Here is a 15563-nt window from a genome sequence, read left to right as displayed (position 1 = left end):
CCATGGAAACCTGTCCTCCGCCCTCTGCACCCGACATCACCGGCCTGATACTGGCAGGCGGCCGCGGCGCCCGCATGGGCGGCATCGACAAAGGCCTGGCCCTGCTCGACGGCAAACCGATGGTAGAGCACGTTGTCGCGCGCCTGGCCCCCCAGGTCGGCAGCCTGATCATCAACGCCAACCGCAACCAGGACAGCTACGCGGCGTTCGGAGCGCCGGTCTGGCCCGATGAACAGTCCGGCTTTGCAGGCCCGCTAGCAGGCCTGCAGGCTGGCCTGCGCCGCTGCGGCACGCCCTACCTGGCGACCGCTCCCTGCGACTCGCCCTACTTGCCGCATGACCTGGTGCAACGCCTGGCGCAAACCCTGGCCGGCGCCGACGCCGACCTGGCGGTAGCCTGCACACGGGACGCCAGTGACCAGGCCATCTGGCCGCAGCCGGTATTCATGCTGCTGAAAACCGGTTTATTGACCGACCTCAATGACTACCTGCAGGGTGGCGGACGTAAGATGGAAACATGGTACCGCCGCCTCAACTATTGCGAAACGCTGTTTACCGATGCCGACGCTTTCCGTAACATCAATACCCGAGAACAGTTACTACAGCGATAATGCAAACGCAATGAAGAACCTGAATACCCGTCCTGCCAAGCCATCCTTGTCCGAGCTGACCAGCTGCATGTCGGACTACGATCCGCACGCCATGCCGGTCAGGCAGGCGCAGGCCATCATCCGCGATTGCATCACGCCGGTCACCGCGATTGAAAAGGTAGCGCTGCGCAGCGCCCTCGACCGTGTGCTGGCAAGCGACATCATTTCGCCGATCGACGTCCCGGCGCATGACAACTCGGCCATGGACGGCTACGCCTTCAATTCGGCCGACCTGCGCGCCGACGCCGATACCGTGCTGGCGATAGCCGGCACCGCCCACGCCGGCCGCGCCTACCAGGGAGCGCTGGCCGGCGGCCAAGCGGTAAGGATCATGACCGGCGCCCTGATGCCGGATGGACTCGACACGGTCATCCCGCAAGAATTCGTCGGCCCCGGCAGTGCGGCTGGCTCAGTCACCGTCCCGGCAGGCGCCGTCAAGCCAGGCGCCAATCGCCGCCTGGCCGGCGAAGACCTGAAAGCCGGCAGCGCCGCCATCGTCCAGGGCCGCATCCTGCGCCCCGCCGACCTCGGCTTGCTGGCTTCGCTGGGGATCGCCGAAATACCGGTAAGGCGCCGCCTGCGCGTGGCGTTCTTCTCGACCGGCGATGAATTGCGCTCGGTGGGCGAAGTGCTGGATCCCGGCTGCGTCTACGATTCCAACCGCTACACCCTGTACGGCATGCTGCGGCGCCTGGGCTGCGACATCATCGACATGGGCGTGGTCGGCGACGATCCGCAGGCGCTGGAAAGCGCTTTCCGCAGCGCCTGCGAGAACGCCGACGCGATCATCACCTCGGGCGGCGTCTCGGTCGGCGACGCCGACCACACCAAGCAGATGATGGCGCAGCTGGGCGACGTCGCCTTCTGGAAAATCGGCATGCGTCCAGGCCGTCCGCTGGCCTTCGGCAGCATCACGTCGGGCGGCAGGCAAGCCTTGTTCTTCGGCCTGCCGGGCAATCCGGTGGCGGTCATGGTGTCGTTTTATTTTTTTGCGCGCGAAGCCTTGCTGCAGATGATGGGTGCGCAAGTGACGCCGTTGCCGCTGATGCGCGCCACCGCGGCCGTCGCCATCCGCAAGCGCCCGGGACGCACCGAATACCAGCGCGGCATCCTCGGCTTGAGCGACGGCCAGTGGAGCGTGCGTCCTACCGCCGCCCAGGGTTCCGGCATCTTGCGTTCGATGGCAGAGGCCAATTGCATGATCGTGCTGGCGCATGAACAGGGCGACGTCGCCGGCGGCGATGCGGTCGAGGTCATTCTGTTCGATGGTTTGATCTAGGAGCCGCGAATATGGACTTCCGCGCTGCCGGTACTGAAGATGCCGACGCCATAAGTGCGTTGATTCGCTGCTTTACACATGAATTCCTGGCCACGCCTGACGGCAAGGGTGCTGAACGTTTTTTCGAATCTGTCTCAGTCGCCGCCGAGAGCGAATATATTGCCAATCCGCGCTACCAATACCGCCTCGCTTTTGAAGATGGCGTGCTCGCCGGCTTTATAGCCGTCCGCGATCGCAGCCATGTGTTCCATCTGTTTGTCGCCCAAGAATTCCAGCGTCGCGGCTTAGCTACGCAGCTTTGGCAAACAGCGAAAACAGCAACCGCTGCGCTCGAAACCATCAACGCCTTTACAGTCAATTCCTCGCCTTTCGCACAGCCTGTCTACGAGCGCTTCGGCTTCGTCAAAACCGGCCCGCAAGTTGAAATGCATGGCATATGCTTCGTGCCGATGCGTTTGTCTCTCAGTCAAAGCGGCGAATAACGAAATACTCCGACGATCTCAAAACCCTGCTGCGTGTCGCCGCGGATGTTCACAATCGGGAGAGCGTGGCCTGATCACGCTCTCCTCCAAAATATTTTTGCAAACACTCATTGAACACCTGATTGTCGGATGTCGCTTGTGCGAACAAGGTCATTGAAGATTGAAATTTCATGTAGTCGGGAAAACCGAAAATATCTTCTATCGAGCGCCCGTCCACAATCGCAACCAGCCGGCAGCATTCGCGCAGGCGCGGTCCCAGCAGCGGGTGGTCCAGGTAGGCCCTGGCTTCCTCCAGCGACGAGATCGCATACCTGAGCGCCGTGGGGCTGCGCCCCAGTCCTTCAATTTGGGGAAAAATGAACCACATCCAATGGCTTCGTTTGCTGCCCCGGCCCAGCTCTTCGCGTACGATATCGAAGACCGGCTGCTGGGCGGCCACGAAACGCTGCAGGTTGTATTGATCGTTCACGTCATTTTCTACCAAAAGGAAAGCCCATGATCTCTCATGTTTTTATCGGCGTCACCGATTTCCAGCGCGCATACGGTTTCTATTCTGCTGTCATGGGAAAACTGGACCTGGAGCTCAAATTCTGCGATGCCGGCAGGCCGTGGGCGGCCTGGATGGCTAGCGGCAAGGCCCGGCCCCTGTTCATCATTGGCGCGCCTTACGACGGCAACATTGCCACTGTCGGCAACGGCCAGATGATCGCCCTGCTGGCGCCGACCCGGGCCGCGGTAGACAGCGCTTATGCCGCGGCCCTGGGAAACGGCGGATCGTGCGAAGGTGCGCCCGGTCTGCGCCTGGAATACCATCCCGACTATTACGGCGCCTACTTCCGCGATGCCGACGGCAACAAGCTTTGCGCGTGCTGCCACGACGCCGTGGCTTAAGGGCCGGGATTGCATGGCCTCCACGTCAAAGCAGGCCGTCAATTGGCGTATTGACGGCCTGCTGAAAACACTGCCTTGACTTACATCAAACTGCTGCCGTCAGAACGTATTGCACTGGAATAAACCAGGATGGCCAAAACAGGTTGTAGTCGCCGGATAGCGTTCGGTATTGTCTTTTGTGTCCAGCCGCAGCACGCAACTGCGCCATTCGTTGGTATTGCCTTTATATCCAAGCCGTTCGCAAGCCGGGCCATAAACGCGCATCATCTGGTCGACATCGCGCTGCGCCTGGGCGGCGCGTTCGGCATCCGTGGCGCAACCGGCCAGCATGGCGACTGCGGCCAAAATTATGAACGTACGCATGGTGAACTCCTTTTCTGTCGGTTCTGTTCAGTAAACTGCGGTGAACTCCGGTTTTTTCTATTTATTGCGGGGAAATGTGGGGTATTCCATCACCCGGCACCTGTTATGCCCACAGTATAGGCCAGCGCTTATTGCCCCACTATTTCCAATCATGCATAGTTGCTACCAGATGTAACTATGCTGGTCTCCGGCGATAAAAATCAGCAGCTTGTTTAGCGAATTTCACAAATAATAATAATTCTCATTTATAATTAAGCCCGCAAACAAGCTTTATCGCTTGTCCACCGCCACCTCCCTGTTTCAGCCAGCCGCATCACCAGCGTCGCCAGCCACTCAACAAGTTTGATTGTTTTGGAGTACGACGCTTTGCCCACTTTATACCCAACCCGCTTGCCGGGATTGCCTGCGGCCGCCAATTTTGCCGTGTTCGCCACGATCGCAGTTGCGCTGCCGGTTTTTGCGCAGAGCGCGCCGCAGCTGCTGGCCGGCAGCTATGCCGCCGGCCGCACGCTCGATGAAATATCGGTCACCGCTACCCGCACCGAAACCGCCGTGGCGCGCACGCCCAGCAGCATCTCGGTGATCAACGCCGAAACCATCGAAGAACAGCAACCAAGGGACGTCAAGGACCTGCTGCGCTACGAGCCCGGCGTCTCCGTCAGGCGCGGTCCTTACCGGCCGTCGTCAGCGGCTACCGCCGGCGGCCGCGGCGGCAACGAGGGCATCAATATCCGCGGCCTGGAAGGCAACCGCATACTGCTGATGGAAGACGGCATCCGCCTGCCCAGCTCGTTTTCGTTCGGACCGCTGGAGGCGGGGCGCGGCGACTACATGCAGATGGACATGTATAAACGTGTGGAAATCCTGCGCGGCCCGGCATCGGCCATGTACGGCAGCGACGGCCTGACCGGCGCGGTCAACTTCATCACCAAGGATCCCTCCGATTTCCTGAAGATTTTCAACAAGCCGACCTATTTCTCGATCAAGCCGGTTTACGATTCCATCGACGGCAGCACCTCAACCACCGCCGTCGCGGCTTTCGGCGGCGAACGCTTCGAAGGTTTGCTGATCGCCAACAAGCGTACCAGCCATGAGGTCGACACCAAAGGCACGCGCGATATCAACGGCCCCGGCCGCGACACCGCCAATCCGCAAAACGTCAACGGCAATGCACTGCTTGGAAAGCTGGTGTTCAAGGCCAGCGCCCAGGACACTTTCACTGCAGCCATCAATCACCAGGAACAGAAAACCGACTCCAACGTGCTGTCGGCGGTCACCGCCAGCACCCTGGCGCTGCGCGCCAACGACAAGCTGGAGCGCAACCGCTACAGCCTGGCCTATGACTTCAGGGACGCCGGCAATCCTTATTTCCAGAACGCCCACGCGCAGATCTACCACCAGGATGCGAAGAACCGCCAGTTTTCCTATGAAGACCGGTTTCCGGCGGTCGACCGCACCCGCGACAACACTTACCGGGAAAGCACCTACGGCGGTTCGGCCCAGGCAGAAAGCGGCTTCGCCACGGGCAACCTGCAGCACAAGCTGGTTTACGGCTTCGACCTCAGCACCGCGCGCATCAGCGGACTGCGCGACGGCGCCATTCCCGGCGTCGGCGAATCGCCGTTTCCCAACAAGGCATTCCCGAATACCGATTACTCGCTGTTCGGCGCTTTCATCCAGGATGAAATCCGCCTGTCGCAAACCAGTCCGTTCAGCATCATGCCCGGGCTGCGTTTCGACGGCTATCGCCTGACGCCGGACGAGAACGATCCGTCCTACACCGGCCAGGCCACCAAGTCGAGCGGCAATGCGGTCTCGCCGCGGCTGGCGCTGATGGTTGAGATCAGCCCGGCGCTGCTGCCCTATATCCAGTACGCGCGCGGCTTCCGCACGCCGACCCCGGACCAGGTCAACAACAGCTTCGGCAACCCGATCTACGGCTACGCCACCATCGGCAACCCGGACCTGAAACCAGAGACCAGCAACACCTTTGAAATCGGCTTGCGCGGCAAGCTGGGCGGCAGCAATGACACCTTGCGCTACAGCGTAGCCGCGTTCACCGGCCGCTACAGCAACTTCATCTCGCAGGAAATCGTGAAGGGCAGCGGCCGGCCGTTCGTCGATCCTTTCATCTACCAGTACGTCAACCGCGCCCGCGCCCGCATCAGCGGCGCCGAAGCAAGGATCGACTGGCAGCTGGCCAACGGCCTGGGAATCAAGGCCGGCATGGCGTACACCAAAGGCCATACCGAAGGCGCCGACGGCGGCAGCACGCCGCTCGACACCGTCAATCCTTTCATGGCGGTATTCGGCTTGCGCTACGAACCCAGCGAACTCTGGTACGGCCAGGCCGACGTCATCTATCAAAGCGCCAAACGCCGCAGCGACATGAGCAAGCAAAGCGATTTTGCGCCGCCGGCCGCTTTCGTGGTCGACCTGCGCGGCGGCTACAACATCAGCAAGAACGTCTCGCTGTTCGCCGGCATCCACAACCTGTTCAACCGCCAGTACTGGAACTGGTCGGACGTGCGCGGGCTGGCGGGCAACACGACTGTCGCCGACGCCTATACCGCACCCGGCCGCAACTTCAATGTCGGCCTCAAATTCCAGTATTGATTGCACCATCCATTCCATTTCCCGGACCAGGAGAAAACCATGTCTGCCACCAGCCACAACCACCAACGCAACCCGCAGCAACTGCGCGCGGATTTCTTGAACGCCAAACGCGAAAAAAAACTGCGTAATCGCGATGCAGCCGCAGCGATCGGCGTCTCCGAAGGCGAAGCCATCGCCGCCTGCGTCGGCGCCGAAGCCATCCGGCTGCTGCCGCGGTTTGTCGAACTGCTTGAAGAAGTGCCGCTGCTGGGGCCGGTCATGGCGCTGACCCGCAACGACTGCGCTGTGCATGAAAAAGACGGCGTCTACGAAAAGATGAGCCATAACGGACAAGTCGGCCTGGCGCTGGGCGACGCCATCGACTTGCGGATTTTCTACAAACAGTGGCGCTTCGCCTGCGCGGTGATTGAAGAAGTGACGCGCGGCGCCGAAAAGACCTGGCAAAAAAGCCTGCAGTTCTACGATCTGCATGGCGAAGCGGTGCACAAGGTGTTCTTGCGCGAGCACAGCAATCACGATGCCTTCGACGCCCTGGTGGCGCGCTGGTCCGATCCCGGACAGCTGCCTGGCATGGCAGTTGAACCGATGCCGCCGGCCGCCATAGACAAAGCCGACGCCGAGATCGACGGCGACGGCTTCCGCGCGGCCTGGAAAGGAATGACCGACACCCACCAGTTCTTCGGCCTGCTGCGCGATTTCGGCCTCAGCCGGACCCAGGCTTTGCGGCTGGCGCCGCCGCAGTTCGTGCGCCAGGTCGACAACAGCGCCACCCGCGCCATCCTGGAACAGGCAGCCGCCAGCGCCTTGCCCATCATGGTTTTTGTCGGCAACCGCGGCATGATCCAGATCCATTCCGGTGCTATCAGCAATGTCAAGGCCATGGGTCCCTGGCTGAACATTCTCGATCCCGGCTTCAACCTGCATTTGCGGGAAGACCTGATTGCGTCCAGCTGGGTGGTCAGCAAACCGACCAGCGACGGCGACGTCACCTCGCTCGAACTGTTCGACCATGAAGGCAATACCATCGCCATGCTGTTCGGCGTACGCAAGCCGGGCCAGCCCGAACTGGCGGCCTGGCGCAGCGCAGCCCTGGCCCTGCCGCTGGCGGCAAGCATGGCGGAGGTTCACGCGTGAAATCGCTTATCGATACGCAACGGCGTCTGCTGCTGGGCAGCGGCGCAGCCGGCTTGCTGCTGAGCGCCATGCCCGGCCTGGCGGCATCCCCGGCGGAATCCGGCAGACAGCCGCGCCGGGTGGCGGTGGCCGGCGGCGCGCTGACCGAAGTGGTGTATGCGCTGGATGCCGGTGCAGTGCTGATCGGCGCCGACACCACCAGCACCTATCCCGCCGCGGCGCAGGCGCTGCCCAAGATGGGTTACCAGCGTGCGCTGTCGGCCGAAGGCGTGCTGTCGCTGCATCCCGACCTGCTGCTGGCCTCGGCCGACGCCGGTCCGCCGGCGACGCTGCAGCAGATCGCCGCTGCCGGCGTGCGCGTGATACGACTGGGCGAACGGCATGACGTGAACACCGTGCGCGAAAAAATCACAGGAGTGGCGTCCGCGCTGGACCTGCCTGCGCGCGGCAAGGCACTGCTGCAGCGTTTCGACGGCGAATGGGAGGCCGCGCTGGCGACGGTCCAGAAACAGGCCAAGGCGCCGCGTGTGCTGTTCATCCTCAGCAATAGCGGTACGCAAGCCATGGTGGCCGGCCGGGATACCGCCGCCGACGCCATGATCCGCTATGCCGGCGCAATCAACGCCACTTCGGATGGCAACGGCTTCAAAGGCTACAAGCCGTTGACCGCGGAAAGCGCGGTCAACAGCGCTCCCGACATCCTGATGATTGCCAGCGAAAGCCTGGCGGCGATAGGCGGCATCGAGCGCCTGCTCGCCAGCCCGGGCCTGTCGCTGACGCCGGCCGCAAAAAACCGGCGCGTGGTGGCCGACATGGATTCGCTGTTGCTGCTCGGCTTCGGCCCGCGCCTGCCGCAAGCGCTGACCCGGCTGTCGACCCAGCTGCATACCTGAACCTTGATCACTGCCGCGATGCCGACTTCCTTTTCCCCTGCCCTGCCGGGCTGCGCGCCGGTTGTCCGTGTGCCTGACTTGCCGCGCAAAGGCCGGCAGCGCATGGTGCTGGCCGGCCTGTCGCTGCTGCTGGCCGTGACTACGCTGCTGTGCGCGGCGCTCGGCGCTTACCAGATCGATCCATGGCGCATCCCGCTACTGCTGTGGCAGGGCGCCCAACCGGGAGAGCTGAGCATGGCCGATGCGCAAACGCGCGCGGTGCTGCTCGATATCCGCCTGCCGCGGGTGCTGCTGGCGATCCTGGTCGGCTGCGGCTTCGGCGCCGCCGGCAGCGCCATGCAAGCCTTGTTCCGCAATCCGCTGGCAGATCCCGGCCTGATCGGCGTTTCCAGCGGCGCCGCGCTCGGCGCTGCGCTGACCATCGTATTGGGCGCCACGCTGTGGCCCGACGCATTGCGCATGGTCGGCATCTATGCCCCCATGCTGGCGGCCTTCATCGGCGCCCTGGCGGTGGCCATGCTGGTGTACCGCATCGCCGCTGCCCGCGGCCGCCTGGCGCTGCCCTTGCTGCTGCTGGCAGGGATCGCCATCAACGCCATCGTCGGCGCCGCCATCGGCTTGCTGATCTATGTCGCCAGCGACGACCAGCTGCGCACGCTCACCTTCTGGAACCTGGGCAGCCTGGCCGGCGCGCAGTGGTCCTTGCTGGCGGTGGCGACGCCGCTAGTCGTGTTCAGCATCGCCGCCCTGGCGCGCCATTCGGCGGCGCTCAACGCCATGCTGCTGGGGGAAGCGGAAGCCATGCACCTCGGCGTGCCGGTGCAAGCCATCAAGCGCCAGGTGCTGATCGCCAGCGCCTTGTGCGTCGGCGCGCTGGTGGCCTGCACCGGCGCCATCGGCTTCATCGGCCTGGTGGCGCCGCACTGCATCCGCCTGGTTTGCGGCCCCGACCAGCGCGTAGTGCTGCCCGGCGCCTTGCTGTTCGGCGCCATCCTGACCCTGGCTGCCGACCTGATCGCACGCACCGTGGCGGCGCCGGCCGAAATGCCGCTGGGAATCCTCACCGCGTTGCTGGGCGGACCGTTCTTCATGGTGCTGCTATGGCGCCGGCGCGGACAACTCGGCTTATGACAACCTCCCTGCTTGGAATCCGATCATGTTAATCGCCAGCGACCTGTCCCTGCGGCGCGGCAGCAAAACCATCCTGCGCAACCTCAGCCTGCATGTCCGGCCGGGCGAAATCGTCGCCCTGCTGGGCCGTAACGGCGCCGGCAAAAGCACTTTGCTGAAAGCCATGTCGGGCGAATTCCACGGCAAGCTGCAAAACAGCGACGCCCTGCTGGCCGGCGATATCTCGCTCAACGGCACGCCGCTGGAGCACATGACGCCGCAGCAGCTGGCGACCGCCCGCGCAGTGCTGCCGCAAAGCGTGCAGTTTTCGTTTCCGTTCACGGCGATGGAAATCGCCCTGCTGGGCCGCTATCCGCACGGCGGCGGCCGCAGCCGCGGCGATCGCCTGATCGCGATGGAAGTACTGGCTTTGGCCGGCGCCGCGGCGCTGGCGGAGCGCGACGTCACCACGCTCTCCGGCGGTGAACTGGCGCGGGTGCAGTTCGCCCGGGTGCTGGCGCAGTTGCGGCCGCCCCATGGCGACGAAGGCATGCCGCCCAGCCCGCGCTACCTGTTGCTGGACGAACCGACCGCAGCGCTGGACCTGGCGCACCAGCACCATTTGCTAGGCACCCTGCGGCAATTGGCGAAAGAATGGCATATCGGCGTGCTGGCGATCATGCATGATCCCAACCTGGCGGCGCGTTATGCCGACCAGCTGGCCTGGCTGGCGGACGGCGCCTTGCTGGTGCAGGACACGCCTGCGCTGACCATGACGCCGCATGTGGTCAAGGCTTGCCTGGGAATTGATGTCGAGGTGATCCGGCAAAGCGGCAAACCGCCGTTTGCGATGCCGGCCTGACGTCACTCACAATCGAGCCGGCGACAGAATTGCGCCGGCGATGTTGTTTCAGCTTTCGTCGTCCGGCGCCAGTTCCGGGTCCTTGCCCAGCAACAGCTGCGCGGCGTCGCTCGGCAAGGCTTCCACCGATTTCAGCTTGCGCGCCATCTGGCGGCTGCGCACTTCGGCCTGGTCGATGTTCTTGGCGGCGCGTTCCAGGGTCAGCTTGGTGGCCGCCAGGACGTCGCCGAACTTGCCGAACTCGGTCTTGACCGCACCCAGCACCTGCCATACTTCCGACGAACGTTTCTCCAGCGCCAGCGTCCTGAATCCCATCTGCAGGCTGTTCAGCAAGGCCGACAAGGTTGACGGGCCGGCGATGCTGATCCGGTGCACGCGCTGCAATTCGTCGGCCAGGCCGGGGCGGCGCATGACCTCTGCGTACAAGCCTTCGGTCGGCAGGAACAGGATGGCGAAATCGGTGGTCAGCGGCGGCGACAGGTATTTCTCGGCGATGGTCTTGGCTTCGCCGCGCACCGCCCGCTCCAGCTCGCGCGAGGCTTGCGCCACGCCTTCGGCATCGGCGCGGTCGGCAGCGTCGGCCAGGCGCTCGTATTGTTCCTTCGGGAACTTGGCGTCGATCGGCATCCACACCGGCGTGCCGCCGTCGTCGTTGCCGGGCAGCTTGATGGCGAACTCGACCCGTTCGCCGCTGCCGGGAACGGTTTCCACGTTCTTCGCATATTGCTCCGGCGTCAGCACCTGCTCCAGCAGCATTTCCAGCTGCACTTCGCCCCAGGTGCCGCGCGTCTTGACGTTGGTCAGCACCCGCTTGAGATCGCCGACGCCGATCGCCAGCTGCTGCATCTCGCCCAGGCCCTGATGGACTTTTTCCAGGCGGTCGGAGACGATCTTGAACGATTCTCCCAGGCGCTGCTCCAGCGTCGCGTGCAGTTTCTCATCCACGGTCTTGCGCATTTCTTCCAGCCGCAAGCCATTGTCGTTTTGCAGGTCCTTGATCTTGGCTTCCAGCGTGGCGCGCACTTCCGCCATGCGCTGCGCATTCGATTCGGTCAGCGCCGCCAGCGTCTGGTTCAGCGTATCGCCAAAGCGTTTCAGCGACTGCGCCTGTTCTTCGCGATTGGTCTGCGCCTGCTGGTTCATCGCCAGCCGCATGCTGTCGAGCTGCTGGGCGTTGGTTTCGTTGAGCTTGACCAGCTGCTGGGCGAAGGTATCGATCTGGTTGTTTTGCAAGGTGGCGACGCTGGTCATCTGCGCCGCCAGCGTCTGCTGCAGCTGGCCGAAATTGCTGCCCAGCTCCTGCCGCATGCCCTGGGCGCTGGTCTGCACCTCGCTGCGCAGTTCGCGCTGCTGGCGTTCGCCGATATCTTGTTGGTGGCGCTGCAGGTCGTTTTGCAGCTGCGCCAGCTGTTGCGCGGGATCGGCGCCGCGCGAGCTGCGCAGGATGGCGACGATCTGCAGCACGATGATGACCGCGGCGGCGAGCAGGATGAACAGTTCGGTTGATGTCATGTATTCTTCGATAAGCTAAAAATGGATTGCGGTGAAATCACGGCTGACTCTCGGCTTGACTCTGGGCCTGATTATCTGCCTTGTTGCGCATCCAGTCGGCAGTCTGGAAGAAGGAGGTCAGCAAATGTTCCTGCAGCCTTTCCTCCATGCCGACATCCTGCATCGCCAGCGCCATGCAGCGCAGCCACTGGTCGCGTTCCGGCGTCGCGATCGCATATGGCAGGTGGCGGGCGCGCAGGCGCGGATGGCCGAAGCGTTCTATGTACAGGTCGGGGCCGCCGCTCCAGCCGCTCAGGAACCAGTAGAACTTGTCGCGCGAGCCGTCGAGCGTGGTCGGATGCAGGGCCCGGATCACGGCGAACTGCGGCTCCAGGTCCATCAGGTCGTAGAAGCGGTCGACCAGCTCGCGCAGCTTGCCGGCGCCGCCTATCATGTCGTAGAGGCTGGCTTGTTCCTGGTCCGCCGGCTCGCTGGCGGGAGTATTGGGTTCTGTAGTCATGGGGAGATAGTGTTAGCGTAAGCCGGCATTATCCTCTAATTGACGTAATTCAGCGCCCCCGCCGCGCGGGGCATCAGGCTTCACGCAGGGTTTGCAGGGGCGGCTGGTTCAATACATGGCGCAGGCCGACCCAGCCGCCGGCAAACGTGCAGGCGGTGCCGATCGCCATCCCCGCCAGCCACACCAGCGGACTGAAGGTCCAGGTAAAGCTGAATACGTAGTGCGCCAGCGCCCAGCCGGTTGCCGCTGCGCCGCTGGCCGCCAGGAAGCCCGCCAGGCTGCCGATCAGGGCGAACTCGATCCATTGCGATTGCGACAGCTGCTTGCGGGTAGCGCCCAGCGCGCGCAGCAGGCCGGCTTCGCGGGTGCGCTCGTCTTGCGAGCCGACCAGGGCCGCGTACAGCACCAGCGCGCCGGACAGCAGGGTAAACAGGAAAAGGAATTCCACCGCCGCCACCACCTGGTCGATCACGCCCTGGATCTGCTTGATCACGCTGCCGATATCGACCACCGTCAGGTTGGGAAAATCGCGCGTCAGCTGGTTGCCGAAATTGATGCGGGCATCCGGCAGATTGAAAGCGGTGATCCAGGTTTGCGGCATCTCGGTCATCAGCTTGGGATTGAGGATGACAAAGAAGTTCACGCGCATCGAGCCCCATTCCAGCTTGCGCAGGCTGGTAACCGGCGCGGTCACCAGCTGGCCGGCGATGTCGAACTGCAGCTTGTCGCCCAGCTTCAGGTTCAAGGTCTTGGCCAGGCCCTCTTCCACCGATGCCTCGGGCCGGCTATCGTCGAACCAGCGGCCGGCGGTCACCGTGTTCTGCGCCGGCACCTGGTTCATGGTGGACAGGTTGAACTCGCGGTCGACCAGCCGCTTGGCGCGGTCGTCGGGATAGGTGTCGGCGGTGATCGGCTTATCGTTGACCTGGGTCAGGCGGCCGCGGATCATCGGGAACAGCTGCGGCTGGGCGATGCCGGCCGCTTGCAGGCGTTGCGTGATATCGGCGCGCTGGTCGTCCTGGATATTGATCACAAAGCGGTTGGGCGCGTCTGCCGGCGTAGCCTGGCGCCATGCGCCGACCAGGTCGCCGCGGATCACCGTCAGCAGCAGCAAGGCCATCAGCCCCAGCGACAAGGCGACGATCTGGACCACGGTGGCCACCGGCCGCCGCTGCAGCGCGGTCAGCGCAAAGCGCCAGCTCGGATGGCGCGACAGGCTACGCACATGGCGCGAACCTTTCAACGCCAGCCAGCCGAGCAAGGCGAACAAGCCGAAACCGCCCAAGAATCCGAGCGCCGTCAACAGGCCCAGTTTGATATCGCCTGCCTGCCACAGCAGCAAGCCGACAAATGTCAGCGTGCCGAGCAGGTAAGTCGCCAGCACCAGCGCTTGCGGCGCATCCTGCTCGCGCCGGATCACGCGGTTGTGCGGCACGTTGCGCAGTTGCAGGATAGGCGGCAAGGCAAATCCGACCAGCAGCAGCAAGCCGGTGACCAGGCCCTGCACCGCCGGCAACACGCTGGCGGGCGGCAAGTCGCTGGCGACAAACTTGCCCAGCAAATCGAGCAGCATGAAATGCGCGCCGAAACCCAGCACGACGCCGATCAGGCTGCCGGCCAGGCCGACCAGCAGGAATTCCAGCAAATACAGCTGCGTCACCTGGTTCTGCGTCAACCCCAGGCAACGCAGCATGGCGCAAGCGTCCAGGTGGCGCAGCATGAAACGACGCGCCGCCATCGCCACCGCCACCGCCGCCAGCAGGGCCGACAGCAAACCGACCAGCGACAGGAACTGCTGGCCGCGATCAAGCGTCGCGCGCATTTCAGGACGGCCGTTTTCCAGGCCCTCGATGCGTACGCCCTTGAGGTTTTCGCGGCTGATGTCGCTTTCCACCCATTGCTGGAAATCCTGCACCTGCTGCGGCGCGCCGGCCAGCAGCAGGCGGTAGGTCACGCGCGAACCGTCCTGCACCAGGTTGGTGGAAGCCAGGTCGGCCATGGACAGCATCACGCGCGGCGCAAAATTGATGAAGCCGCTGCCGCGGTCGGGTTCGACCACCAGCACTTTGGCTATCTTGAAAGTACGGTCGCCCAGCTTGAGCGGATCGCCCACCGCCAGGTTGAGCGCGCTCAGCATGTTAGCGTCCAGCCATACCGTGCCTTCAGCGGGAACCTGCCGGGTGACCGTATCGGCCCCGCCCAGCTTGTCGGCGACCACCAGGCTGCCGCGCAGCGGATAGCCGGCGCTGACGGCTTTGAGCGAAGCCAGCTGCGACCTGGCGCTGTCGCCCTCGCCGGCGATGGCCATGCTGGGGAATACCACCGTGTCGGCCAAGGTCAGCCGGCGCCGTTGCGCCTCGCTGCGCCAGCCGGGGCTGATGCGCTGGTCGCCGGAAATCAGCAGGTCGGCGCCCAGCAGCTGGTGCGCATCGCGGCTCAGGCCGGCGCGCATCCTGTCTACAAAAAAGCCGACTGCCGACAAAGAGGCAACGGCCACGATCAGTGCTATCAGCAAGAAGCGTAATTCGCCCGCGCGCCAGTCGCGGCGGGTCATGCGTAGGGACTGCAAAAAAATCATGTGGCGAGCCTTTGGAATACCCAGCGTAAGCCGCGCCACAATTTAGGCAGCAGCCAGATCGCAAACAGGAAAAACAGGAACAGGAAGGCAAACAGCAGCCAGGGATGGAAAAACGCTGCCCACAAGCCGCCCATCACGGTCGCGTCTTCAGCAAACGAGGCGGTCCAGTTGCTCAGCGGTTCGGGCGTGGTGTTGATCATGGCCCGGCTGCCGGCCTTGGTGGCATGGGCGCCCAGCGCAAACGTGCCGCCTACCAGCGCCGCGATCGTGGTCCAGGCCGGGTCCATGTGGCCCATGGCGGCCACCGCCAGGATGGCGCCGGCCGGAATCCGGATGAAGGTGTGGACCGCGTCCCAGACCGAATCGAGGCCGGGAATCTTGTCGACCAGGAATTCGATGGCGCCCAGCAGGCCGGTCACGCCGATCACCCATGGCGATTCCAGCACCTGCAGCGCCTGCGGCAGGTCGATCCAGCCCATGCGGCCGAACCAGCCGGCGATGAACAGCGCCATGTACAGGCGGAGGCCGCTGGCCCAGGACAAGCCGCCGGCAAGCGCAGCGCTAGATAGTGTGTCGATCATGATGTCCCCTCTCCGCGGTCTGGTTCCGTTTTAGCACGCTAGCGCCTAGCGTAACTTAAATCTACGCCAGCCGCGCAAGAATAGCCATCCCGCCGGCAAAATCTGCCACAGGA

Annotated in this window: 15 protein-coding genes; 9 read left to right on the top strand and 6 right to left on the bottom strand. The window is 63.7% G+C overall.

Going from position 1 to position 15563, the window contains the following annotated elements; translation table 11 throughout:
* The first annotated feature begins 2 nt into the window (after nucleotides 1–2).
* From mobA to AC07RZ_RS06495, 3 genes are read left to right on the top strand one after another with little or no spacing between them, the layout of a single operon-like run.
* Nucleotides 3–611, top strand: a complete 609-nt coding sequence (mobA, locus tag AC07RZ_RS06505) for a molybdenum cofactor guanylyltransferase MobA (protein WP_494667335.1) — start codon at nucleotides 3–5, stop codon at nucleotides 609–611.
* Nucleotides 612–621: 10 nt separating this feature from the next.
* Nucleotides 622–1929, top strand: a complete 1308-nt coding sequence (moeA, locus tag AC07RZ_RS06500; protein WP_494667334.1) for a molybdopterin molybdotransferase MoeA — start codon at nucleotides 622–624, stop codon at nucleotides 1927–1929.
* Nucleotides 1930–1940: 11 nt separating this feature from the next.
* Nucleotides 1941–2411, top strand: a complete 471-nt coding sequence (locus tag AC07RZ_RS06495) for a GNAT family N-acetyltransferase (RefSeq protein ID WP_494667333.1) — start codon at nucleotides 1941–1943, stop codon at nucleotides 2409–2411.
* Nucleotides 2412–2460: 49 nt separating this feature from the next.
* Here AC07RZ_RS06495 and AC07RZ_RS06490 read toward each other — a convergent pair whose 3' ends face one another.
* On the bottom strand, nucleotides 2461–2880 hold the full coding sequence (locus tag AC07RZ_RS06490) for a DUF1810 domain-containing protein (protein ID WP_494667332.1): 420 nt from the start codon (nucleotides 2878–2880) through the stop codon (nucleotides 2461–2463).
* A gap of 26 nt (nucleotides 2881–2906) precedes the next feature.
* On the opposite strand from AC07RZ_RS06490, the gene AC07RZ_RS06485 reads away from it, so the two are divergent.
* Entirely contained in the window at nucleotides 2907–3302 is a 396-nt protein-coding gene (locus AC07RZ_RS06485; protein WP_494667331.1) for a VOC family protein, read from the top strand.
* A gap of 99 nt (nucleotides 3303–3401) precedes the next feature.
* On the opposite strand, the gene AC07RZ_RS06480 is transcribed toward AC07RZ_RS06485, so the two are convergent.
* Entirely contained in the window at nucleotides 3402–3665 is a 264-nt protein-coding gene (locus AC07RZ_RS06480) for a hypothetical protein (protein ID WP_144738583.1), read from the bottom strand.
* Between the two features lie 366 nt (nucleotides 3666–4031).
* Here AC07RZ_RS06480 and AC07RZ_RS06475 point away from each other — a divergent pair, with 366 nt between their 5' ends.
* The 5 genes from AC07RZ_RS06475 to AC07RZ_RS06455 all read left to right on the top strand — a co-directional run bounded on the left by AC07RZ_RS06475 (nucleotide 4032) and on the right by AC07RZ_RS06455 (nucleotide 10280).
* A complete protein-coding gene (locus AC07RZ_RS06475) occupies nucleotides 4032–6281 on the top strand; it encodes a TonB-dependent hemoglobin/transferrin/lactoferrin family receptor (protein WP_494667330.1) in 2250 nt (749 codons plus the stop codon).
* Nucleotides 6282–6320: 39 nt separating this feature from the next.
* Nucleotides 6321–7415, top strand: coding sequence for a hemin-degrading factor (locus AC07RZ_RS06470; protein ID WP_494667329.1), 1095 nt, complete (start codon nucleotides 6321–6323; stop codon nucleotides 7413–7415).
* Nucleotides 7416–7483: 68 nt separating this feature from the next.
* On the top strand, nucleotides 7484–8308 hold the full coding sequence (locus AC07RZ_RS06465) for a heme/hemin ABC transporter substrate-binding protein (protein ID WP_494667505.1): 825 nt from the start codon (nucleotides 7484–7486) through the stop codon (nucleotides 8306–8308).
* An 18-nt stretch (nucleotides 8309–8326) separates the two neighbouring features.
* Nucleotides 8327–9439, top strand: coding sequence for a FecCD family ABC transporter permease (locus tag AC07RZ_RS06460; protein ID WP_494667504.1), 1113 nt, complete (start codon nucleotides 8327–8329; stop codon nucleotides 9437–9439).
* 25 nt (nucleotides 9440–9464) lie between these two features.
* Complete coding sequence (locus AC07RZ_RS06455; RefSeq protein WP_494667328.1) at nucleotides 9465–10280, top strand: heme ABC transporter ATP-binding protein; 816 nt, start codon at nucleotides 9465–9467, stop codon at nucleotides 10278–10280.
* A gap of 48 nt (nucleotides 10281–10328) precedes the next feature.
* On the opposite strand, the gene AC07RZ_RS06450 is transcribed toward AC07RZ_RS06455, so the two are convergent.
* The 4 genes from AC07RZ_RS06450 to AC07RZ_RS06435 all read right to left on the bottom strand — a co-directional run bounded on the left by AC07RZ_RS06450 (nucleotide 10329) and on the right by AC07RZ_RS06435 (nucleotide 15450).
* Nucleotides 10329–11792: a DNA recombination protein RmuC gene (locus AC07RZ_RS06450; RefSeq protein WP_186450512.1), complete on the bottom strand. Its 1464-nt coding sequence runs from the start codon at nucleotides 11790–11792 to the stop codon at nucleotides 10329–10331.
* Between the two features lie 37 nt (nucleotides 11793–11829).
* Nucleotides 11830–12225, bottom strand: a complete 396-nt coding sequence (locus tag AC07RZ_RS06445) for a group II truncated hemoglobin (RefSeq protein ID WP_425458295.1) — start codon at nucleotides 12223–12225, stop codon at nucleotides 11830–11832.
* Between the two features lie 139 nt (nucleotides 12226–12364).
* Nucleotides 12365–14866, bottom strand: coding sequence for an ABC transporter permease (locus AC07RZ_RS06440; RefSeq protein WP_494667503.1), 2502 nt, complete (start codon nucleotides 14864–14866; stop codon nucleotides 12365–12367).
* Nucleotides 14866–15450, bottom strand: coding sequence for a DUF4126 domain-containing protein (locus AC07RZ_RS06435; protein ID WP_144738587.1), 585 nt, complete (start codon nucleotides 15448–15450; stop codon nucleotides 14866–14868). The genes AC07RZ_RS06440 and AC07RZ_RS06435 overlap by 1 nt, the downstream gene beginning before the upstream one ends.
* Nucleotides 15451–15563 lie beyond the last annotated feature (113 nt).

It is taken from the genome of Collimonas sp. GW821-FHT07E08, from assembly GCF_059418905.1.
This window is presented reverse-complemented; position numbering and strand designations above follow the sequence as displayed.